Origin of the sequence: Paracoccus sp. TOH (assembly GCF_030388245.1) — a bacterium.
In the GTDB taxonomy this organism is placed as follows: domain Bacteria; phylum Pseudomonadota; class Alphaproteobacteria; order Rhodobacterales; family Rhodobacteraceae; genus Paracoccus; species Paracoccus simplex.
Genome location: NZ_CP098360.1, coordinates 1,571,603 through 1,593,274 on the forward strand (window position 1 = coordinate 1,571,603; position 21,672 = coordinate 1,593,274).

17 protein-coding genes and 1 tRNA gene are annotated in these 21,672 nt (G+C 68.8%); 15 read left to right on the forward strand and 3 right to left on the reverse strand.

The window, feature by feature from the left end; all coding sequences use genetic code 11:
* The first annotated feature begins 90 nt into the window (after positions 1-90).
* The 3 genes from NBE95_RS07860 to NBE95_RS07870 all read left to right on the forward strand — a co-directional run bounded on the left by NBE95_RS07860 (position 91) and on the right by NBE95_RS07870 (position 3,528).
* A complete protein-coding gene (locus tag NBE95_RS07860) occupies positions 91-1,605 on the forward strand; it encodes a hypothetical protein (RefSeq protein ID WP_289893356.1) in 1,515 nt (504 codons plus the stop codon).
* Positions 1,606-1,615: 10 nt separating this feature from the next.
* The gene (locus NBE95_RS07865; protein ID WP_289893357.1) at positions 1,616-3,400 is read left to right on the forward strand and encodes a heme biosynthesis HemY N-terminal domain-containing protein; all 1,785 of its coding nucleotides are present in this window, start codon (positions 1,616-1,618) and stop codon (positions 3,398-3,400) included.
* 52 nt (positions 3,401-3,452) lie between these two features.
* Positions 3,453-3,528, forward strand: a tRNA-Thr gene (locus NBE95_RS07870).
* 815 nt (positions 3,529-4,343) lie between these two features.
* Here the strand turns inward: NBE95_RS07870 and NBE95_RS07875 are convergent.
* The gene (locus NBE95_RS07875) at positions 4,344-5,147 is read right to left on the reverse strand and encodes a hypothetical protein (protein ID WP_289893358.1); all 804 of its coding nucleotides are present in this window, start codon (positions 5,145-5,147) and stop codon (positions 4,344-4,346) included.
* Positions 5,148-5,675: 528 nt separating this feature from the next.
* On the opposite strand from NBE95_RS07875, the gene NBE95_RS07880 reads away from it, so the two are divergent.
* From NBE95_RS07880 to zapE, 7 genes are all read left to right on the forward strand, one after another.
* Positions 5,676-5,933: a hypothetical protein gene (locus tag NBE95_RS07880; protein ID WP_289893359.1), complete on the forward strand. Its 258-nt coding sequence runs from the start codon at positions 5,676-5,678 to the stop codon at positions 5,931-5,933.
* 507 nt (positions 5,934-6,440) lie between these two features.
* A complete protein-coding gene (locus tag NBE95_RS07885) occupies positions 6,441-7,340 on the forward strand; it encodes a glycosyltransferase (protein WP_289893360.1) in 900 nt (299 codons plus the stop codon).
* A 403-nt stretch (positions 7,341-7,743) separates the two neighbouring features.
* On the forward strand, positions 7,744-8,634 hold the full coding sequence (locus tag NBE95_RS07890) for a hypothetical protein (RefSeq protein ID WP_289893361.1): 891 nt from the start codon (positions 7,744-7,746) through the stop codon (positions 8,632-8,634).
* 162 nt (positions 8,635-8,796) lie between these two features.
* On the forward strand, positions 8,797-10,263 hold the full coding sequence (locus tag NBE95_RS07895; RefSeq protein WP_289893362.1) for a hypothetical protein: 1,467 nt from the start codon (positions 8,797-8,799) through the stop codon (positions 10,261-10,263).
* 29 nt (positions 10,264-10,292) lie between these two features.
* Positions 10,293-11,519 carry a hypothetical protein gene (locus NBE95_RS07900; RefSeq protein ID WP_289893363.1) on the forward strand — a complete coding sequence of 409 codons (1,227 nt, stop codon included), beginning with the start codon at positions 10,293-10,295 and terminating at the stop codon, positions 11,517-11,519.
* 165 nt (positions 11,520-11,684) lie between these two features.
* Positions 11,685-12,995, forward strand: a complete 1,311-nt coding sequence (locus tag NBE95_RS07905; RefSeq protein WP_289893364.1) for an MFS transporter — start codon at positions 11,685-11,687, stop codon at positions 12,993-12,995.
* 192 nt (positions 12,996-13,187) lie between these two features.
* Positions 13,188-14,288 carry a cell division protein ZapE gene (gene zapE, locus NBE95_RS07910; protein WP_289893365.1) on the forward strand — a complete coding sequence of 367 codons (1,101 nt, stop codon included), beginning with the start codon at positions 13,188-13,190 and terminating at the stop codon, positions 14,286-14,288.
* Between the two features lie 238 nt (positions 14,289-14,526).
* Here the strand turns inward: zapE and NBE95_RS07915 are convergent, their stop codons facing one another.
* Both NBE95_RS07915 and accD read right to left on the reverse strand, forming a co-directional pair.
* Positions 14,527-15,795, reverse strand: a complete 1,269-nt coding sequence (locus tag NBE95_RS07915; protein ID WP_289893366.1) for a folylpolyglutamate synthase/dihydrofolate synthase family protein — start codon at positions 15,793-15,795, stop codon at positions 14,527-14,529.
* 16 nt (positions 15,796-15,811) lie between these two features.
* A complete protein-coding gene (accD, locus tag NBE95_RS07920) occupies positions 15,812-16,753 on the reverse strand; it encodes an acetyl-CoA carboxylase, carboxyltransferase subunit beta (RefSeq protein ID WP_289893367.1) in 942 nt (313 codons plus the stop codon).
* Positions 16,754-16,853: 100 nt separating this feature from the next.
* On the opposite strand from accD, the gene cls reads away from it, so the two are divergent.
* From cls to NBE95_RS07945, 5 genes are all read left to right on the forward strand, one after another.
* Positions 16,854-18,269 carry a cardiolipin synthase gene (gene cls / locus NBE95_RS07925; protein WP_289893368.1) on the forward strand — a complete coding sequence of 472 codons (1,416 nt, stop codon included), beginning with the start codon at positions 16,854-16,856 and terminating at the stop codon, positions 18,267-18,269.
* A gap of 12 nt (positions 18,270-18,281) precedes the next feature.
* Entirely contained in the window at positions 18,282-18,632 is a 351-nt protein-coding gene (locus tag NBE95_RS07930) for a 4a-hydroxytetrahydrobiopterin dehydratase (protein ID WP_289893369.1), read from the forward strand.
* Between the two features lie 88 nt (positions 18,633-18,720).
* Complete coding sequence (ilvD, locus tag NBE95_RS07935) at positions 18,721-20,454, forward strand: dihydroxy-acid dehydratase (RefSeq protein WP_289893370.1); 1,734 nt, start codon at positions 18,721-18,723, stop codon at positions 20,452-20,454.
* A 13-nt stretch (positions 20,455-20,467) separates the two neighbouring features.
* Entirely contained in the window at positions 20,468-21,253 is a 786-nt protein-coding gene (locus NBE95_RS07940) for a DUF6478 family protein (protein WP_289893371.1), read from the forward strand.
* A 14-nt stretch (positions 21,254-21,267) separates the two neighbouring features.
* Positions 21,268-21,660: a hypothetical protein gene (locus NBE95_RS07945; protein WP_289893372.1), complete on the forward strand. Its 393-nt coding sequence runs from the start codon at positions 21,268-21,270 to the stop codon at positions 21,658-21,660.
* Positions 21,661-21,672 lie beyond the last annotated feature (12 nt).

A 21,672-nucleotide genomic window follows, 5' to 3' on the forward strand; every position in this document is an offset into this window, starting at 1 on the left:
GCCGGGAGCCAGTCATGATTGCGGGCCGGGGCGCGATGGCAAGGGCCGGGGCCGCCGGGACGCAATGCAGAAACGGAACGGGGAAGAATTGTGAGAAAGCCAGAAGCCAATTCCAGCGACAACACGTCAACCCCCGGACAGGAAACGAAAAAGAAGGCGGTGTCTGGCCCGGTGATCGAAAGCCGCCCCGTCAGCTCGGGCGAGGGTGCCGGACCGGCCAAGACCGAAGCCAAACCGCAGGTCGAATCGCGGCTGGTCGGTTCGGGCAAGGGCGCCGAGGCCGCGGCGCCCAAACCCTCGGCCGCGGCGGCGCAGCCGGGCGGGGCCCGGGTCGAATCGTCGTCCATTCCGCCGGTGGCCGCCGCGAAAACCGAGGCTGCGAAACCCGAGACCGCGAAAACCGAGGCCGCGAAGAACGTCGCTCCGAAACCTGATGCCGCCAAGCCCGAGCCGAAGCCCGAGCGGGTCGAGACCCGGGTGGTCGAGGTGCGCAAGGCCGGCTTCATGCCGACCGTCCTGGGCGGCGTCGTCGCTGCCGGGCTGGGTGCCGCCGCGGCCTGGTGGGCGATCCCGCATCTGCCGCCGGCCTGGCAGCCCGCCCTGCCCGAAACCGCCCCGACCGAGGCCGAGATCGCCGCCGCCCGCGAGGCCGGCACCGAGGCCGCCAAGGCCGAAATCGAGGCGCAGGGCGATGTCTTCGCCAGCCGCGCCTCGGATGCGGGGGCGGATGCGGCGCGCCAGGCGTTGGCCGATGCCTCGCTGCCAGGCGGCGACGCGGCGGCGCTGAAGGCCCAGACCGACAAGCTGGCGGCGCTGGAACGCACCGTCTCGGAGCTGGCGGCGCGGCCGGCGACGCAGACCGTGGTCTCGGGCGAAAACGGCGCGCAGCTGCAGCAATTGGTGGATGACGTGAATGCCCGCCTGACGGCGCAGCAGCAGCGCATCGACGAGCTTTCTTCGCGCCCGGCGGCCGACCCGGCCGCGGCCGAGCGGATGCAGGACTTCGCCGCCCAGGCGCAGGCGCTGCAAGGCCAGATCGCCGCCGCCGCCGCGGAGGCCGAGAAGCGCATCGCCGCCGCCCAGTCGCAAGCCGCCGCGCTGCAGGAAAGCGCCGAGGCCGCGAATCGCCGTGCGCAGGCCGCAACCGCCGCCGCCGCCCTGCAGGCGGCGATCGAGACCGGGGGCGCGCGCGATCAGGCGCTGGCCGATCTGCGCGCCGCGGGCGTCGAGCCTCCGGCGGTGCTGGCGGGCGAGGTGCCGACGCTGGAACAGTTGCGCGGCGATTTTCCCGCCGCAGCGCGCGACGGGCTGGCCGCGGCGCTGAAGGCGACGCCCGGCAATGGCGGCGCGCTGGACAGCATCGGGAACTTCCTGCGGGTGCAGACCGGCGCCCGCTCGGTCGAACCGCGCGAGGGCGACGATCCCGACGCGGTCCTGTCGCGTGCCGATGCGGCGGTGAAGGCCGGCGACATCAAGGGCGCGCTGGCCGAGATCGGTGGCCTGCCGCAGCCCGGCCAGGACGCCATGTCGGACTGGACCGCCAAGGCGGGTGTCTGGGTCGAGGCCAATGCCGCGCTGGCCGCCCTGGCCGCCGGCAGCTTGTAAGGATCCCGTCATGCTGCTTTCGGCTTTGAAAATCCTGATCTTCTTCGCCATCGTTCTGGCCATCACCCTGGGGGCGCTGCAGCTTTCGGAAAGCGGCCAGGGCCTGAGCATGGTCTATGGCGGCACCGAATACACGCTGGGGCCGGTGCAGCTGGCCATCGCGGCGCTGGTGGTGGTGCTGCTGGGCTGGCTGGTGGTGCGGGCGCTTGGCCTGCTGATCGCCTTCATCCGGTTCCTGTTGGGCGACGAGACGGCGATCAACCGCTTTTTCGCCCGCTCGCGCGAGCGCAAGGGTTACGACGCGCTGTCCGACGGGATGCTGGCCGTCGCCTCGGGCGAGGGCCGGCTGGCGCAGGACAAGGCCGCCAAGGCGGCAAGGCTCCTCGACAAACCGCATGTCACCGACCTGCTGGCCGCGCAGGCCGCCGAGGTCGCCGGCGACCGGGCCAAGGCGGCCGAGATCTATCGCCGGTTGCTGTCGGACCAGCGCACCCGCTTTGTCGGCGTGCGCGGGCTGATGCACCAGAAGCTGGCCGAGGGCGATACCGCCACGGCGCTGAAGCTGGCGGAAAAGGCCTATGCGCTGAAGCCCAAGCACGCCGAGGTGCAGGACATGCTGCTGGAACTGCAGACCCGCGAGGGCGACTGGAAGGGCGCGCGCGCGGTGCTGAAGGACAAGCGCAAGCAGGGCCAGCTTCCCAAGGACGTGCATCTGCGCCGCGACGCGGTGTTGGCGCTGAAAGAGGCGTCCGAGGTGCTGGCCGAGGGCAATTCGATCAGCGCGCGCGAGGCCGCGATCTCGGCCAACCGGGCCAGTCCCGACCTGATCCCGGCCGCCGTGCTGGCCGCGCGCAGCTATGTCGCGCAGAACGACGCCAGGAATGCCGGCCGGGTTTTGCAGAAGACCTGGAGCGTGCGCCCGCATCCCGCCATCGCCGCCGCCTATGCCGAGATCGTGCCGGACGAGAAGCCGGCCGCGCGGCTGCGTCGCTTCGAGGAGTTGATGCGGCAGAACCCGGATCACGAGGAAACCCGGTTGCTGCGCGCCGAACTGCTGCTGGCCGCCGAGGATTTTCCCGGTGCCCGCCGCGCCTTGGGCGATCTGGCGCAGAAGCACCCGACGGTGCGCTCGTTGTCGATCCTGGCCGCCATCGAGCGGGGCGAGGGCGCGGACGACGCGGTGGTGCGCGGCATCCTGGCGCGCGCGCTGGTCGCCAGCCGCGGCCCGCAATGGGTCTGCGACAAATGCCACAACGTCATGGCGGATTGGTCTCCGGTCTGCGATAGCTGCGGCGGTTTCGACACCCTGACCTGGCGCGAGCCCGACAGCGCGGTCTGGACCGCGCCGGCTGCGAACGGGGCCGAGATGCTGCCGCTGCTGGTTGGCGGCAAGGCTGCTGCGGCCGACCCGCCGGTGCCGGCCGCGGTGCCGATCCCGCCGCGCGCCAGCGCCGCCGGCATGGTCGATCGGCAGCCGGACGAGTCCCGGCCCGAGCCCGAGCCGGTGCCTCTGGCCGAGGTGGCCGATGTCGCGCCCGGCATGGTTCCGCGCGAGTCGGATTACCGGCGTGCGGCCGCGGGCGTGGGTGGGGCCGAACCGGCGATGACCGTCACCGACCCCGAGCCGGAGCCGATCCCGGTGCCTGCTGTCGCGGCACCCACGCCGCAGGCCGCGCCGGTTTCCGAAGCGGCGCGCAAGCCGGTCGTCACCGATCAGGGCGACATTCTGCCTGTGCGCCCGGATGTCGAGCCGCCCGAGGAAGCGACGGTGAAGATCGCGGGGAAAAAACACTGATCCCCCCTTTTCGCCCGCGCCGGAACCTGCTATCCGGCGCGGCACATGGAACGCCGGTGTAGCTCAGCTGGTAGAGCACGTCATTCGTAATGATGGGGTCGGGGGTTCGAGTCCCTTCACCGGCACCATGGATACCCCCCGACCTGTTCCCGATAGGGCAGGGAAGGGGGCTATGGTTCCCTCCACAGTCCATGGCACCACCCGGCAGGGCTTGGACGTCACGCTGGTGATCGTCGACCGGAACATCTCGAAGCAATCACGATCCTTGTCGGGAACGGCAACGCCGATCCGCAACGCGAAGCGGTCGAGCATCTTTCCGAGATCATCCGCCGCAGTCGGAAGCGTGCAACCTCGCTGATATCCGGCAGAGGGTTCATCTTGGCCTTGGCTGCCTCGCTCGGCGCGGCGCCGGCCCGATGCGAACGTCGAAAAGGCCTCGTCGATCCCGCCGTGGATGAGGTTCTTCTGCCGACGGTCCACCGTCGCCTTGGCTTCCGCCAGGCGGCGCCTGACCGTGCCTGGCGCCTTTGCCCCATCCGCTGCATCCGCTTGCTGGAAGGCCGGCCAGGGCCGGCGCGTGATGGAGGCGTTCAGGCGGTTCGCCATGAACTGCACGACCCGCCTGTCCGTCGTCGGGTGATCTGGAACCCGAGCGCCGGATCTGGAGCGGGGGACATGGCCCGGGCGAGCTGTCGACTGCTGGCGCCCGGTTCAAGACCAGGGATACCGTGCCGGATTTTCCAGGCGGGTTGAGGTGCGGCCCCGGCGCCACCCGGCCTTTGGCCCGTTCCTGGCCGGAAAGATGCTCATGGCCATCGGCATGGCGCCGACCCTATCCGGAGTTGACGGTTTCCGTCGCCGTGACCGCGGTCCTTTCCCAGCTCGGCTCGCGCGGTCTCTGCGCGCTGCTCGGACGATGGGCCGCCGCAAGAAACGCCGGCCGCTATGCTATTCCGCCCTTGTCGATGCCGGGATTCGGCGCCGTGATCCGGAGATGCGCAAGCCGATAGAGCATGGAAAGACTCCGAGACCTTTCGGCTTGGAGTTTTTTCATCAGGCCATTGTGGACCTTTCGCTCGCCGTTAAGAACCGCGCGGATCACCGGGATCAGCATGTGCCGCTTGCGCAACCATGCCGGCATGAACTGATCCCCTTGGGGCGCCACCCAATGATCAAGGTGAAACGTCCTGAGAAAGTAAGGGATATGCAGTCGGTCAGGGCCGTTCAAACCATGGAGAATCATCCCTCCCCTGATTTTCTCCAGTCCCTTTTTCGCAGTAGGGAAGCGCAAGCCGCCCGAGTTTTCGACCATCTCCGCGCGAATGCGCGGATCACGAACGATGGCGGGATCGGGAGACCAGCGGGGGGCAAACGCCATCGTATGGCGAACCGGGAGAATGGCAGCCCAGGAAATCGCCCCGAAAGCGCCGATGGAAAACCCCATCGTATCGACGACCTCTGTTTTCTGGCGGTCCATTTCCTCAGCGATGATCGGGAAAATGCGATCCACGCGCTGGGGGCGAGAATAATATCCGAAGTCATGCTCCAAAACGAACAAGGTCTTGCGCCGCATGGCAGCTAAAGCATGGCGGAATTCCGGAGGGCGGCCTTTGGGGCCCCAGCTTCCGAAAGAAACGACCATGGGGCCAGGGGCTGGATTCGCCGGGACGCCGCGCAAGATCGTCAGCTTCGGCTCGTCCACGATGGGTTCAATGTTGAAGGCGTGAAAATCGTTCTGGGTGGTCATGGTAAATAAAACTGCAAATCGGTGTTGTTGGACAAAACCGTCCAGTTTAGGGGGATCAGAAATCCTTGGCCCTAAACCAAGGGCGCAGTCAAGCGCCTTGGCCCGATGAAAGTAACCGCCTGCGATTCTGTATCACGGGGCGAAACTATCCTGCCACATTTTCCGCGCCTCCTGCGGAGCGAGGACTTTATGTCAAAATGGTCCTGTCCATAAATGTCCCGAAAGCGCGCCGCGCCTGGCCGCTACCCCATCCGATCGCCTCGCCTTCGTGCGGAGCTTCTGCATCGAGGAGGCCATGTGCCCGGCAGGGCTCAAGTGTCGCGGCCGCCCGGAGATGCCTTTTGAGCGGCATCATTCTGGCGCGAGCGGGCCATCGACGCGATTTTCGGCCGCGACACCGTGACCCGCGCTTTCCAGAAATCCGCAACCCTTGTCCAGGACGGCATCATCGGGCCCAAGAGCGGGGCTGCGGGGCTGTCCGGTGCGGTTTTCGCAAGGTGGGTGAGGGAGAGACTTCCGACTCGAACGATGCGCGAACAAAACCAAACCAAATGGTTGAAAACTGCGACCAAAGTAGGAACGAAACCCGACCGTGAGCACCTTGCGCCTCTTTGCAGAGAGTCGCAAGCTGGGCGCCAGCGCAAACAGGAGTTGAACATGCCGCATCAGGCCATTCTTGCCTCGACATTGATTTTCGGGGTTTTTGCCGTCGCCGCCGTCGCGACCGCTTCGGTGATCACCACGCAGTCCATGGGTATGTGGGTCGATCCGCCCAAGCCGACCTGATCCTCGGCGATCTCAACCGATATGATCCCGTCCCGGTCAGCTGCGGGGCAGGGGCCGTTGGCGTTTCAGGGATTCAGCCGCCCCTTATCCACCGGCGTCATCAGGGCCCGCGACGCGATCTTTGTTGCGCAGGGCGATCCGCGTGGCCAGCGGCCCCCCGATCCAGTCCGCAGCATCTGGGAAAAATGGCCGGGGCGGTCAAGCCTGCGCGGGATCGTTGGGGGCGGATCCGAGCGAGGCCCGAGGTGATGATGGCGGGGGACCATGCCACCGCCCGGCATATTATGCAGCGAATCGTCGCCCAAACACCGGATGGGTTCGCCGGCGCCATGATCCAGAGAGAAGTCATGCAACCTTTCCGGGTCGCGTGGCTTTTCGCATTCTCAACCCTGTTCTGCGCAAATCCCTGACAGATGGACCTTTTGGGCTCTGACGCGCGGCTTAGCGTATGGCATCGCGGGGGATGACCTGCTAGGAAGGAAAGGCGGGACAACTTGCGGGCGAACGATGAAGGAACAAGACATTTCCATTCTCGGCATATGCCGGTTTTCCATGCTGGGCCGCGGGGATTGGAAGGCCTATCGCAACAAGTCCGAAGACCAGCTTGAGGCGATCTACGAGGAAAAGGCCGCCGAGCTTTTCGCTCCCGACCGCATGGAGTCGCGGTTGGCGACCTTCGAGCATCTGACGCTGGCTTCGATGCGCGCGCAAAGCGACCCGAATTTCCGCTTCCTGGTCATCTCCTCGGACCGTATGCCCGAGGAATACCGCCGCCGGCTGGAAGCGATTTGCCAGCCCGTCGATCAGGTCGTGCTGCGGTTCCTGCCACCGCTGCATGTCTCGGGGGCGGTCACCGGCATTGCCGCCGAGCTGGAGATCGACCTGCCGAATACCGTGCAGTTCCGGTTGGACGATGACGATTGCGTCGCCAAGGATTTCATCCGCCGCCTGCGCCGCCATGCCGCCGGAATGTGGCGCAACGCGCATTTCGCCGTCAGCTTCTCGTCGCTCTATTATTGCGTGACCGACGGGCCGACCGAGGGGATCTACAACTGGTATAGCCCCTTCTTCAGTGCCGGAGCGGCGGTACGGCACAGCTCTCGGACCGTGTTCGACTATGGGCATTTCAAGATCCCGCAGCATCTGGTCGCGGTGACGGACCCGCATTTCCCCAGCATCGTGACGCATCGTGGCGACAACGACACGCCGCGACACGAGGCGCAGATCCTGCGCAAGCGCGGCATGGTGCGGGCCTCGGAGCAGGACGTGCGCCGGGCCTGGGAGCGGCATTTCGATTATCTGGGCCCGGAGGGGCTGGCCTTGTCGACCTTTGCCAAGGTTGTCGGCAAGAAGCCGGCTGCGGAATTCGTGGGGCTGGAAGACGAGAAGGCCGAGGGCGTCGCCTGAGCCCACATTCCGCGCCCGGGATCGTGGTCGCGGGGCTTTGCGCGGTGCGTCAGGCTGATGGCCGATGCGGTGTCGGCTGGACCAGGCAAATCCTTGGGATTATGACGATTTCAGGAACGCCTTGACAGCGGCGGCCCGCCGGGCGTCGAGCTGAACGGGTCGGCCAAAGCGTCTGTTCCCGACAGGCTCTGACCCCCGGGCTTCGAGGGACGGAAACGGCGCGCTTGTCCTTCGCGATCCAAGCCTCTCGGGCAAGCGGGCGGAGCTTTCCGGTTGTCCGCCAGCGCCTGCACGGCGGCAGACAAATTAGTTTATTCCCTGTTGATAACAACTGTGGATTGCAGGTAGAACGACAGAAGTTTTTGGTTGTGTATCAGCTGTTACGCTGAAAAGGGGGCATCAGATGCCGCTGCGGGAAGAGATCGTCTACAGCAGTTCCGCCTATACGATCCGCACCGCGCAGCATCCGGACAATCTCGAGGCGGGCCGGCCCGCGGTGGTGACCTTCTCCCATGCCGGGCTCAACCCCGGCAATGTGCGGCCCGGTTTCGCCGAGCGCTGGCTGCGCGCCAAGGCGGTGGACGGTTATTTCGTCCTGAACCACCGCACCGACTGGTTCCAGAACGACGACTTCTTTCCCGCCATCGAGGCCATCCGCGCCCATGCCGGCTCGCGGCCGCTGGTCACCTATGGCTCCAGCATGGGCGGCTATGGGGCGCTGCTGGGCTCGGGCCGGCTGCGCGCCGAGCGGGTGGTCGCGGTGGTGCCGCAATTCTCGATCGAGCGGGCAGTGGTGCCGTTCGAGAAGCGCTGGCGCAAGGAGGCCGAGGCGCTTGGCGCCTTCCGCCACGACGTCACGCGCGAGATCCATGAACATGCCCGGATCACCGTGATCCTGGACCCCCGCAATGATGACCGGCATCACCTGGCGCTCTATCCGCTGACCCGCAACTGGGAGGTGGTGGCGCTGCCTTTCGCCGGGCACATGCCGCTGCTGGTCATGCAGGATGCCCGGCTGCTGGGCGGCTTCGTGCTGCCGACCCTGCTGGGGCAACCCGAGTCGCGGCCGCCGATCCGTGCCCTGCTGCAGGGCCGGCGGCGCAGCGCGCTGTATTTCCGGGTGCTGGGCGTCCACGCGGCGCGGCTGGGGCGCTTTCCCACCGCGCTGGAAGCGGCGGCCCGCTGTGTCGAACTGGGCGTGCCCGCGAATGGCGACAAGATCCATGAGGTGATCGGCAAGCTGCGTCCGGTGCGTGAGCGGCTGGGCAAGCGCGTGCTGCTTCCCACCGCCTGATCCGGTCCGGCGCGATCCCCGATCCAAACTGCCTTTGCCCGCGGCCGGCCGTTGCTTGGCCACAACCGGCAACGCTGCCGAATCCTCCGGATAATGTCCGCGCCCTTCGGAATGAGCAGAGGAACGCAGATGCCGAACAAAGCCACAGTCAGGGGTGTCCTGATGGATGCCACCCTTGCCCCCATCGCCGAGGGCAAGATCGTCGCCACGCTGAACGGGTCCGACGTGTTCGACGGCGCGCAGGTGGTGATCCGGAAGGTCGAGGCCACCACCAACGCGCAGGGCGAGTGGTCGCTGCCATTGCTCGTCAATGCCGAGGGCGATGCGGCGGCCACCAACTGGAGCATCGAGGGCTACAACCAATATGTGGCCAAGGTCTTCGAGGTGAAATCGCTGTTTCTGGCCTCGGCCACCGAGATCACCCTGGGGGATCTGGAACGGACCAGCGCCCAGAACCTGAAGGCGGCGCGCGAGGGCAGCGCGGTGCGGCTGGTCGTCGCCCGGGACCAGGCCGGTTACGAGGCCCTGCCGGAGGGGCAAAGGCGCGACAGCGATCTGGTGCTGCTGGATCCGCGGGACAATCCGCTGGCGATCCATGCCGGGCTGAGCGCTGCGCTGTTTCGCGGCGTGCAGCGCATCCATGCCGGTGGTCGGGCGGTGCCGCTGCTGGATGCGCGCGGCACCACGCTGATCGCCGGGCAGGGCGAGGCCGTCGCGCCGCAGGTGGTGGCGCCGCCGGCACTTTCGCCGGACAATGCCGGAATTGGTGCCAGCGTGACGCTGGATATCGGCTCGGCCACCGGCATGCCGGTGCCGGCGGCGGAATGGGACATCACCCTGAACGGCAGCACGATCCGCGACCGGGTCGATGCGGCGCAGATGCGGTTGCAGCTTGCCGAACCGGGGGAGTACGCGCTGACTGTCCGCTGGCGCAACGAGGCGGGCATGGCCGAGGCCGAGACTGCTTCGCTGATCGTGGCGCCGGCGGCCGAGGTCGTGCCGGACATGGCGCAGGCGGCCGGGTTCTTTGACGCAGGCTCGGCCTATACCGGCGCCGCGACCGCGGTCACCGGCCTTTCCAACAAGGGCAGCGGTGGCTGGAACCTTGCCGCGACCAGTTCGGGCGCGGCCATCGCCATGGGCCCCGAGGGCGTGGCCTTCAACGACGGTCGCAGCCTGCAGGCGATCAACCTGAGCAATGCGGGCGTGGACGGGGTGTTCATCGTCGTGCGCGCGGTGCTGGACGGCTACGGCTCGGGCGTGGCGCAGGTGCTGGCGGCCAACCCTTCCGCCGGCGCCATCGCCATCCAGAACAACAACGGCGCTTTGCAGGCGCGCTATCATGACGGCACCGCCCGCAACATCGCGCTGGGATCGGTCAGCTATGGCCAGGAATTCGTCGTCGGGCTGGAAATCGACAATCGGGCCCGGACGGTCCGCGCCTATACGCTGGCGGGCGATCTGGTCCAGGAAACCCCTGTCGGCATGCCGGGGGTGAATTTCACCACCGTGCGCACCGGGCAATATGTCCGCGGCACCGTCAAGCAGATCGCCGTCTGCGCTCGGCCTGCAGGCGGCGCCTTCGCCCTGCGCTTCGAGGATGTCGTCGCGCATTTTCGGGGGGCGTAACGGCGCCGGGCAATACCGTCGATCTGCTGGTGTCGCGTGGGCAATCCCTGGCCCTGGGCGCGAATTTCGGGGGCGAGACCGCCCCGAACGGCCAGAAATGGCGAGACGTGTTCGGCGGCGGGACCAATCCCGGCGCTCTGATGCTGACCGGGCTGCGCCGCGCCGACGGCGTCGCGATCGGCAATGTGGCGAACCCGCTGCTGAACGGCTATGACACCGCCGCGCCTGCCGCCGGCAGCGGGCCGATGGTGGTGCAGACCTCGATCCCCGAGGGGGCGGTGCTGGCCTGCGGTATGCTGCGGGACGGGCTGGTCGGCCAGGCCGTCGCCTTCCAGTTCCATGATGCCGGCGGCCAGACGATCGAGAATTTCGACGACGACCCGGCAACGGGCTCTGCCGATCTGCTGGCGCCCTGGCAGAACGCGGAATGGTGGCTGTCCGAGGCGGCGCGGGTTTTCGCCGCGCAGGGCTGCGCCGTGCGGGTGCCGCGCCTGTTCCTGAACCAGGGTGAGGCCGATGTCGCCCGCCCGCGCGGCTGGTGGCAGGCCGCGGCCGAGGCCACGGTCGAGAAGATGATCGCCCAGATCCGCCGGCTGACCGGGCAGGTCACGCCGATCCGGCCGTTCCTGCAGCAGACCGGCGGCTACATGCAGGGCGCTGCGGCCAATCTGCACCAATGCAAGCTGGACCAGCTGGATTTCGTGCGGGCGCGCAACGGGGTGCTGATCGGCCCGCTCTATCCCTACAAGATCGACAATGGCGACGGGAAAGGCGTGCACAAGCTCTGGTCCGAATATGTCCGCGCCTATGAGGTCGGGGTCTGGGCCGCGGCCGAGGATGCGGCGGGGCGGCCCTGGAACCTGCTGCCGGGCACGGCCACGCGGACGGGCGACCGCATCGCCATCCCGATCTCGCTGCGCGAGGACGAGGCGCTGACCAGCGCGGCCGGGCTCTATGCCGATTACGGCGGCGATCCCGCGCATCTGGGGCTCGAGGTGGTCGGCGGCGGCGCCATTACTGCCGCCGGCGTCTCGGGCGGCGACATCCTGATCGAGGTCGCCGGCCCGGTCACGGCGATCCGCTATGCCATGCAGCGCGATCCGACCGATTACCGGGCCCTGACCGACGCGGCCGGCTGCGGCTACGGCGCCCATCGCGGGCTGATCCGCACCACTCTGACCAGGACGGTGCGCTGGGGCGGCATGGATTTCGTCATCGAGCGCTGGCTGCCCAGTTTCGAGGTCGAACTGGCCTGAGCATCGGCGCGCAATCCGGGCAGGGCCATCCCCAAGGGGTGGCCCTTTCCCGCATGCGACCGGCGCAACAAACCGCGACGAAACCGCGGCGCTCCGGCGATTTGCTGTGGACATGGCGGCAATCGTCGGAAAACTGCCCGACAGGCGGATCAGCGGAGGCGAGCCATGAACCCGACCATCGACGAGGCCCTAACCCAGGGCGGTGCGGGGCGTTTCCAGCGGCGGCTGCTGGGGATCTTCGGTCTGGTCTGGGCGGCGGATGCGATGCAGGTCATCGCCATCGGCTTTACCGCCGCCTCGATCGCGGCCAGTTTCGGGCTGACCGTGCCGCAGGCCCTGCAGACCGGCACGCTGTTCTTTCTGGGCATGTTCGCCGGCGCGACGCTGTTCGGGCGCATCGCCGACCGGATCGGCCGGCGCAACGTGCTGCTGCTGACGGTGGCCTGCGACGCGGTTTTCGGCCTGGCCTCGGTCTTTGCGCCGGACATCTGGTCGCTGATGCTGCTGCGCTTCCTGACCGGCATGGCGGTGGGCGGCACGCTGCCGGTCGATTACGCCATGATGGCCGAATTCCTGCCGCCGCGGAATCGCGGCCGCTGGCTGGTCTGGCTGGAGGGGTTCTGGGCCATCGGCACCATCATCATCGCCCTGACCGCCTGGGTCGCGCATCTGGCCGGCGCGGCCGAGCCCTGGCGCTGGATCTTTGCCGTGGCCGCCCTGCCGGCGCTGATCGGCGTCTGGCTGCGGCTCTGGGTGCCGGAATCGCCGATGTATCTGCTGCGCAAGGGCGACGAGGCCGGCGCGCGCGCGGTGATCGACCGGGTGCTGACCGCGAACGGCGCCCGCGCCCTGCCGCAGGGCACCCGCCTTGCCGCGCCGCCCGTCACCGCCGAGGTGCGGCTGTTCGGCCCCGAGCTGCGCAACCGCAGCCTGGGCATCTTCGCCGCCTGGTTCCTGGTTTCGCTGTCCTATTACGGTGTCTTCGTCTGGCTGCCGGCGGAACTGGTCAAGGGCGGCTTCGGCTTCGTGCGCGGCTATGGCTTCCTGGTGCTGATGGCGCTGGCGCAACTGCCGGGCTATGCGCTGGCGGCGCATGGCGTGGAAAGCTGGGGGCGCAAGCCCACCTTGCAGATCTTCCTGCTGCTCAGCGCCGGAGGCTGCCTTCTTTTCACCGTCGCCGGCAGCCCCTGGCTGGTCGCGGCCGCGCTGCTGCTGATGAGCTTTGCGCTGCTGGGCACCTGGGGCGCGCTCTATGCCTATACGCCCGAGCTTTATCCGACCGGCTTGCGCGGCACCGGCATGGGCACGGCCAGCGCGGTGGCGCGGGTGGGCGGGCTGCTGGCGCCGTCGCTGATGGGCTATGTGGTGGCCCGCGGCTTCGGCACCGCGATCGGCGTCTTTGCGGCGCTGCTGCTGCTGGCCGCCATCGGCACGCTGTTCATCCGGGCCGAAACCCGCAACAGGTCCATCGTCTAGGGCTGGCGGCAGCCGGCGCCCGCGATGCGGCCGGCCACCCCTCGGTCAGAGCCGCTTGCTGCGCAGCGACTCGCTTGCCCCATCGGGAAATAGGGGCAGTTTCCAGCGCCGTGGCCGTTGAACCTTAGCGAAAACGACGGAAATCTCGGGCCGGCCCTTGCGAGCCGGTCCTTTCTTTGGCAGGGGCAGGGCATGGCAAGCGTATCCGAACTTTACGAGGCCCGCGTGGCGACCGGCCGACTGGCCCCCGATGCGGCACAGCGCGGCGTGCTGCCGGTGCTGGACCGGCTGGTGGGCGACCTGGCGGCGACCCCGGCCCCGGCGCCGCAGAGGAACGGCTGGCTGTCGCGGTTGCGCGGCGCGGCCCCGGCGCCCGCGCCGGCGGTCAGGGGACTCTATCTCTGGGGAGGCGTGGGCCGCGGCAAGTCCATGCTGATGGATCTGGTGATGGAGGCGGCGCCGGTCGCGGCCAAGCGCCGGGTGCATTTCCACGAATTCATGCAGGAGATCCAGGCGGCGCTGGAGGGGGTGCGCAAGACCGGCCAGCAGGACGCCGTGCGCCCGGTGGCGCTGGCGGTGGCGCAGCAGGCGCGGCTGCTCTGCTTCGACGAGATGCAGATCACCGACATCGCCGATGCGATGATCGTCGGTCGGCTGTTCCAGGTGCTGTTCGAGGAGGGCGTGACCGTCGTCACCACCTCGAACCGGGTGCCGGAGGAGCTTTACAAGAACGGCCTGAACCGCCAGCTGTTCCTGCCCTTCATCGCGCTGTTGCGCGAGCGGCTGGAGGTGGTCGAGCTGGTCAGCGCCACCGACCACCGCCAGAATCGCGACGAGGCCGGGCAGGTCTGGTTCATCCCCGCCGACACGGCGGCGCATGACCGGATGGATGCGCTGTGGCGTCAGGACACCGCGGGCGCGCCGACCGCGCCGTTGCTGCTGGAGGTCAAGGGCCGCCAGGTCGAGATCCCGCAGCATCTTGGCCGCATCGGGCGGGCGAGCTTCTGGGACCTTTGCGGCAAGCCGCTGGGTCCGGCCGATTACCTGGCCATGGCCGATGCGCTGGACCTGCTGTTCATCGACTCGATCCCGCGGCTGTCGCAGTCGAACTACAACGAGGCCAAGCGCTTCGTGACCCTGATCGACGCGCTTTACGAGGCCAGGGTGCGGCTGATCGCCAGCGCCGCCGACGAGCCGGAACGGCTTTACGCCGAAGGCGAGGGCGCCTTCGAGTTCGAACGCACCGCCAGCCGCCTGCGCGAGATGCGCGACGCCGATTGGGGGCGAGCCTAGCGGCGCGCTGCGCGGTCATGGGGGCTCTGCCCCCGGCCTTCGGCCTTCCCCCCGGGGTATTTGGAAAACGGTGAAGCGGTGGCCCGTTCCCGGCCCGCCGGGACAGGTGAGGTTCTGACCCTGCTTGCGCGCCGGATCCGGGCACATGCCGGCTTTCACCGTTTTCCAAATACCCCCGGGGGAGTCCCGCAGGGACGGGGGGCAGAGCCCCCACTGCCGGCTGCGGACGCGCGCGGGCCTAGCCGTTCTCGCGCAGCACCTGCCCGGCGAGGTAGAGCGAGCCGCAGATCAGGATGCGCGCGCCGGGCTGGTCCGCGGCCAGGCGCCGCACTGCCGTCAGCGCATCGGGCGCGATCGCGGCGGCGAGCCCGACCGAGGCGGCGGCGGCGGCGGTATCCTCGGCCGGCAGGGTGTTCGGCTCGCCCGGGATCGCCACGGCGGTCAGGCTTTGCGCCACCCCGGTCAGCGGGCGCATGTAGCCCGCCACGTCCTTGGTGTTGAGCATGCCGCAGACCAGATGCGTCGGTTTCCTCGCCATGGCCGCGAGGGTCGCCGCCACCGCCTCGCCGCCCGCCGGGTTGTGGCCGCCGTCGAGCCAGAGTTCGCAGCCGCCGGCCGCCTCGACCAGCGGGCCGCGGCTGAGCCGCTGCATGCGGGCCGGCCATTCCGCCTCGGTCACCGCGGCGCGGGCCTCGACGCGGCCGAAACCCAGTTCGCGCAGCGCGGCGATGGCGGTGCCGGCGTTCACGATCTGGTGCGGGCCGGGCAGGGCGGGCAGCGGCAGGTCCATCAGCCCGTGCTCGTCCTGATAGACCAGCGCGTCGCCCTCGCGCCGGCTGTCCCAGTCCTGCCGGGCGATGCGCAGCGGCGCGAAGAGCCGCTCGGCCTTCTGTTCGATCACCGCGCGGGCGGCGGGCTCTTGCGGGGCGACGATGCAGGGCACGCGGCGCTTGAGGATGCCGGCCTTTTCGGCGGTGATCTCGGCCAGCGTCTCGCCCAGGTATTGCGTGTGGTCGATGCTGATCGGCGTGATGACGGTCAACACCGGCGACTCGATCACATTGGTCGCGTCCAGCCGGCCGCCGAGGCCGACTTCCAGCAGCGTGTAATCCGCGGGTGTGCGCGAGAAGGCCAGGAAGGCCGCCGCCGTGGTGATCTCGAAGAAGGTGATTGGCGCGCCGCCGTTCGCGGCTTCGCATTCCTCCAGCGTGGCGGCCAGGTCCGCCTCGGGGATCAGCGCGCCGGCCAGGCGGATGCGCTCGTGGAACTGCGCCAGATGCGGCGAGGTATAGGCATGCACCCGCAGGCCTGCCGATTCCAGCCCGGCGCGGATCATTGCCTGGGTCGAGCCCTTGCCGTTGGTGCCGGCGATGTGGATCGCCGGCGGGATGCGGCGTTCCGGGTTCCCCAGGGCGGCCAGGATGCGGTGCATCCGGTCCAGCGACAGGTCGATGACCTTGGGGTGCAGCTGCATGAGCCGCGCGAGGATGGCGTCGGAGGAGGTCATCGCGATGTCGTCCGGTTCAGGTGGGCTTGCTGTCGGCGGCGGGCGCCTCGGCCTCGGGCTGCGGCGGGGCGATGTTGCCCGGCGCGGGCAGATCGCCCGCCACCGGCGCGGGCAAGCCCCCCAGCATGCGCAGGATGGTGATCAGCTCCTCGCGCAGCTGCTTGCGATGCGTCACCCGGTCCAGCATGCCGTGGTCCAGCAGGTATTCGGCGCGCTGGAAGCCCTCGGGCAGCTTCTCGCGGATGGTCTGCTCGATCACCCGCGGGCCGGCGAAGCAGATCAGCGCGTTCGGTTCCGAAATCTGGATGTCGCCCAGCATGGCATAGCTGGCGGTGACGCCGCCGGTGGTCGGATGGGTCAGCACGACGATATAGGGCAGCCGCGCCTCTTTCAGCATCTCGACCGCGACGGTGGTGCGCGGCATCTGCATCAGCGACAGGATGCCTTCCTGCATCCGCGCGCCCCCGGCGGCCGAGAACAGCACCAAGGGCCGCTTCAGCTTCACCGCGCGCTCGGCCGCGGCGATGATGGCGTTGCCGACATACATGCCCATCGACCCGCCCATGAACGAGAAGTCCTGCGCGGCGGCGACGATCGGGGTGCGGCCCATCTCGCCCTCGGCGACCAGCATCGCCTCTTTCTCGCCGGTGGATTTCTGCGCCGCCTTCATGCGGTCGGGGTATTTCTTCTGATCGCGGAAGCCCAGCGGGTCGGCGACCGGCTCGGGCACCTTGACCTCGTTGAAGACGCCGCCGTCGAACAGCGCCGCGAAGCGCAGCCGGGGCGAGATCGCCAGGTGATGGTCGCAATTCGTGCAGACGTTCAGGTTGTCCGACAGTTCGCGGTGGAACAGCATGGTCCCGCATTCCGGGCATTTGGTCCACAGGTTCTCGGGCACCTCGCGGCGCGAGAACAGCGAATTGATGCGCGGACGGACATAATTGGTGATCCAGTTCATCGACGGCCCCTGCGCTCTGTTCAGGGCGTGACTTAGGCAAATCGGCGCGGAATTGCAATTCCGCACCGCCCGCGCTTTCATGCGGGTCATGTGGACCCAGATGTTCGTGTTCCTTCATTATGCGATTGCGCTGGCGGTGTCGGTGCGCGTCCTGCTGCGGCCGCGGTTGGAGCCGACGGTGCGGCTGTCCTGGATCCTGGTGATCGAGCTGGTGCCGCTGGTCGGCATCCTGGCCTATGTGCTGTTCGGCGAGATCCGCATGCGCGGCGCCGAGGTCGAGACCATGGCCAATGTCCGCGCCCGGCTGTCCGGCCTGTGGACGCCCAGCCCCGAGGCGGTGAAGCGCCCGCCCGAATTCGCCGCCCCGGTCATTGCCGCGAATCGCGCCACCGGCGGCTTCTCGGCGGTGGCCGGCAACCGCGCCACTCTGCTGGCCGAGGACGACAGCGCCATCGCCGATCTGGTGGCGGCCGTCGACGCGGCGCGCGACCATGTGCACATGCTGTTCTACATCTGGCTGGACGATCCCTCGGGCCGCTTGGTGGCCGAGGCGGCGATCCGCGCCGCCGGCCGGGGCGTCAAGGTGCGCGCCATCATCGACGCCTTCGGCTCGCGCGCCTTCGGCTATTCCGAAAGCTGGCGGGCGATGCGCGAGGCCGGGGTCGAATGCGTCGAGGCGCTGCCGCTGGGCCTGCCGATCATCGGCGGGCTGTCGCAGCGCATGGACCTGCGCAACCACCGCAAGATCGTGGTGATCGACCATGTGCTGGGCTTTACCGGCAGCCGCAACTGCTCGGACAAGGCCTTTGCCGTCAAGCCGCGCTTCGCGCCCTGGATCGACGTGCTGTTGCGCCTGGAAGGGCCGGTGGTGCGGCAGATGCAGGCGGTCTTCCTGCAGGACTGGATGAGCTATACCGGCGAGGATCTGGGCGATATGCTGCAGATGGCGCCGCCGGTGCGGGCGCCGGGGGCGCTGGCCCAGGTGATCGCCACCGGGCCGGACGACCGCCAGGGGTCGCTGTCGGACTGCATGGCGACGATGATCTATGCGGCGCGCGAGCGGCTGGTGATCACCACGCCCTATTACGTGCCCGACGCCTCGCTGGATTCGGCGATCCGCACGGCGGCGCGGCGCGGGGTGGACGTGACGATGATCCTGCCGGCGCGCAACGATTCGCTGGTCGTGCAGGCCACGTCCGAGGGGTTCTATTACGGGCTGGTCTCGGCCGGGGTGAAGCTGATGCTGTTTCCGGACGGGCTGCTGCATTCCAAGATCATCGCCGCAGATGGCGAGATGGCGATGATCGGCAGCGCCAACATGGACCGCCGCAGCTTCCAGCTGAATTACGAGATGAACATGCTGCTGGTCGGTCCCGACGTGACCGAGCTGCTGGACGAACGCCAGCAGAGCTATATCGCCCGCTCGCGCCGCATCGACCTGGACGAGATCCGCGGCTGGTCGATCCGGCGGCGGTTGCGCAACAACCTGCTGGCGCTGGCCGCGCCGATCCTGTGACGGAGGAGCATCATGACCGACGAACCTGCCGAAGAACCCGAAACCGACCTGGCCCATGGCAAGATCGTGGACGGCGCCCCCGCGCTGGCCGAGACGGCGCTGCGCGCGGCGCTGGCCCGGCTTGCCGGCTGGGAGCTGGCCGCGGACGGCAAGGCGATCCGCCGCGAATGGCGCTTCAAGAGCTTCAAGGCGGCGGCCGCCCTGGCCAACCTGGCCGCCTGGCAGGCCGAGGCGGCCAATCACCATCCCGACATCGCCTTCGGCTGGGGCTTCGCCCGCGTCAGCTTCTCGACCCATTCGGCGGGCGGCGTGACGATGAACGACCTGATCATGGCGGCGCGGCTGAACGCGGCGACGGCCTAGCCACAACCGCAAGCTGTTTTCGCCGCCTTGGGGCCTTGCCCCCCGGGCGGTCCAGCCCTATCCAAGTCGCCAGTCAGAGGATGTCGCCATGAAGAACAACCGTTTCGACAAGTCGTCCCTGCCCAGCCGCCATGTGACCGAGGGTCCGGCCCGCGCGCCGCAGCGCAGCTTCTTCTATGCCATGGGCATCTCCGAGGAGGAGATCCATTCCCCCTGGGTCGGCGTCGCCACCTGCTGGAACGAGGCCGCGCCCTGCAACATCGCGCTGAACCGGCAGGCGCAATCGGTCAAGCAGGGCGTCAAGAAGGGCGGCGGCTGCCCGCGCGAATTCACCACCATCACCGTCACCGACGGCATCGCCATGGGGCATGAGGGGATGCGCGCCAGCCTGGCCAGCCGCGACGCCATCGCCGATACGGTCGAGCTGACCATGCGCGGCCATTGCTACGACGCGCTGGTGGGGCTGGCCGGCTGCGACAAGTCGCTGCCGGGCATGATGATGGCCATGGTGCGGCTGAACGTGCCCAGCGTCTTCATCTATGGCGGCTCGATCCTGCCCGGCCGCTTCCACGGCCGCGACGTGGTGGTGCAGGACGTGTTCGAGGCCGTGGGCCAGCACGCCGCCGGCAATCTGCCCGATGCCGAGCTGGAGATCCTGGAGCGCGTCGCCTGCCCCTCGGCCGGGGCCTGCGGCGGGCAATACACCGCCAACACCATGGCCTGCGTCAGCGAGGCGATCGGCCTGGCGTTGCTGAACAGCTCGGGCGCACCGGCGCCCTATGAATCGCGCGACCAGTACGGGCTGGCCTCGGGCGAGGCGGTGATGGCGCTGATCGAAAGGAACATCCGCGCCCGCGACGTGGTGACCCGCAAGGCGCTGGAGAACGCGGCGCGGGTGGTGGCCTGCACCGGCGGCTCGACCAATGCCGGGCTGCACCTGCCGGCCATCGCGCATGAGGCGGGGATCGCGTTCGACCTGTTCGACGTTTGCGACATCTTCCGCGACACGCCCTATTTCGTGAACCTGCGCCCCGGCGGCGATTATGTCGCCAAGGACCTGTTCGACGCCGGCGGCGTGCCGGTGGTGCTGCGCGAACTGCGCAAGGCGGGGCTGATCCACGAGGATTGCCTGACCGCCTCGGGCCGCAGCATGGGCGAGGAACTGGACCGCATCACCCGCGAGGCGGACGGCAAGGTCATCCACCCGGTGACGGCGCCGCTGTCCCGGACCGGCGGCGTGGTCGGGTTGAAGGGCAACCTCGCCCCGGACGGCGCCATCGTGAAAGTGGCGGGCATGGCGCCCGAGGACCAGGTCTTCACCGGCCCCGCCCGGGTCTTCGACTGCGAGGAGGACGCCTTCGAAGCGGTCATGCGCCGCGATTACGCCGAGGGCTGCGTGATCGTCATCCGCAACGAGGGTCCGGCCGGCGGCCCCGGGATGCGCGAAATGCTGGCGACCACGGCGGCGCTGTCCGGCCAGGGCATGGGCAAGAAGGTGGCGCTGATCACCGACGGGCGGTTTTCCGGCGCGACGCGCGGCTTCTGCGTCGGCCATGTCGGCCCCGAGGCGGCGCATGGCGGTCCCATCGCCCTGCTGCGCGACGGAGACATCATCACCATCGACGCCGTCGGGGGCGCGCTCTCGGTGGCGCTGACCGAGGCGGAGCTGGCGCAGCGCCGCGCCGAATGGCCGGGGCCGCGGCCGACCGATTACGCCTCGGGCGCGCTGTGGAAATATGCCCAGCTCGTCGGCAAGGCCCGCTACGGTGCCGTCACCCATCCCGGGGCGGCGGCGGAAACCCACGTCTACATGGATCAGTGACAGGCAGAACGGCATGGCGATGCGTCCCCGCAAGTGGATCGAACGGAAAACCCGCGCCCGGGCCCTGCGCCATTGGGAGGCGCTGGCCGATCATGCCGGAACCCTGGGCCCGGGCCGGTTGCGCGGGCTGCGCGAGGAGGCGCTGGCGCTGCGCGCCAGGCTCGACCGTTTCCTGCTGCGCGCCGACCGCCGCGTCGCCCGGTCCCGCGCGGCGCTGGACGCGCTGCACCTGCCGGGCGGCACCGACTGGCGCTGGCGGCCGGGGTTCATGACCGGCCAGATCTCGCCCCGGGGCGTGGCCGGGCCTGAAAGCGGCGGCAAGCTGGGCGATGCGGCGGCGGTCTGGCACGATTGTCCGGAGCGGGCGCTGATCCTCGAACAGCTCGACAATGCCGGGGCGACGGATCTGGCGCCCTTCGGCATCCGGCTGGAGGTCTTCGGCTTTGCCGGCAACTTCCTGTCGCTGTCGATCGACCTGCCGGTCAGCGCGCTGGCCGGGCTGACGCGCAGCCATGTGCTGCGGCTGGAAACCGGCGTCCTGGCCGAGCGGGCGCTGAACGTCTATGCGCGGCTGAACATCGGCCACGGTCCCAATATCGACGAGGTGACGCTGCAGTTGCGCAGCTTCGAGCCGGGCCAGCCCGGCCAGCAGGTGACCGAGTTCGACCTGGCCTATACCGAGATGAACGAGAAGCGGCTGGAAAAGATCTGGCTGGACCTGATCTTCGAATCCCCCCGGATGAACGCGGTCGAGATCCGCGAGCTGTTCTTCTCGCGCCACCTGCGGGCCGAATTCTGAAGCAAGGAAACAGGATGAACGAATTTGAATCCCTGGGTCTGAAAGGCGGGATCTGGCAAGGCGTATTGCAGCGCCCCACGCCGCCCGCCCGGCTGGTTCTGGTGCATATGGGTGCCCGCGTCGCCGAGGCGCGGGTCAGCCCGGACGCCGCGGGCGGCTGGCGCGTCGCGGCGCCGATCCCGGCCGAGCGGCTGTCCGACGGGGTGCAAAGTTTCCTGCTGCTCGAGGATCAGGGCGAGGAGGGCGAGCCGCCCCGGCCCGGCGCCCTGCATCTGGGCAGCCTGACCCTGGTCGCCGGCGCGCTGCTGGACGACGACCTGCGCGCCGAGCTGGAGCTGATGCGGGCCGAGCTGGAGCTGCTCAAGAAGGAACTGCGCCGGCTGGCCGCCCGGACCGAGGCCGGCTAGGCCCGCCGCCCC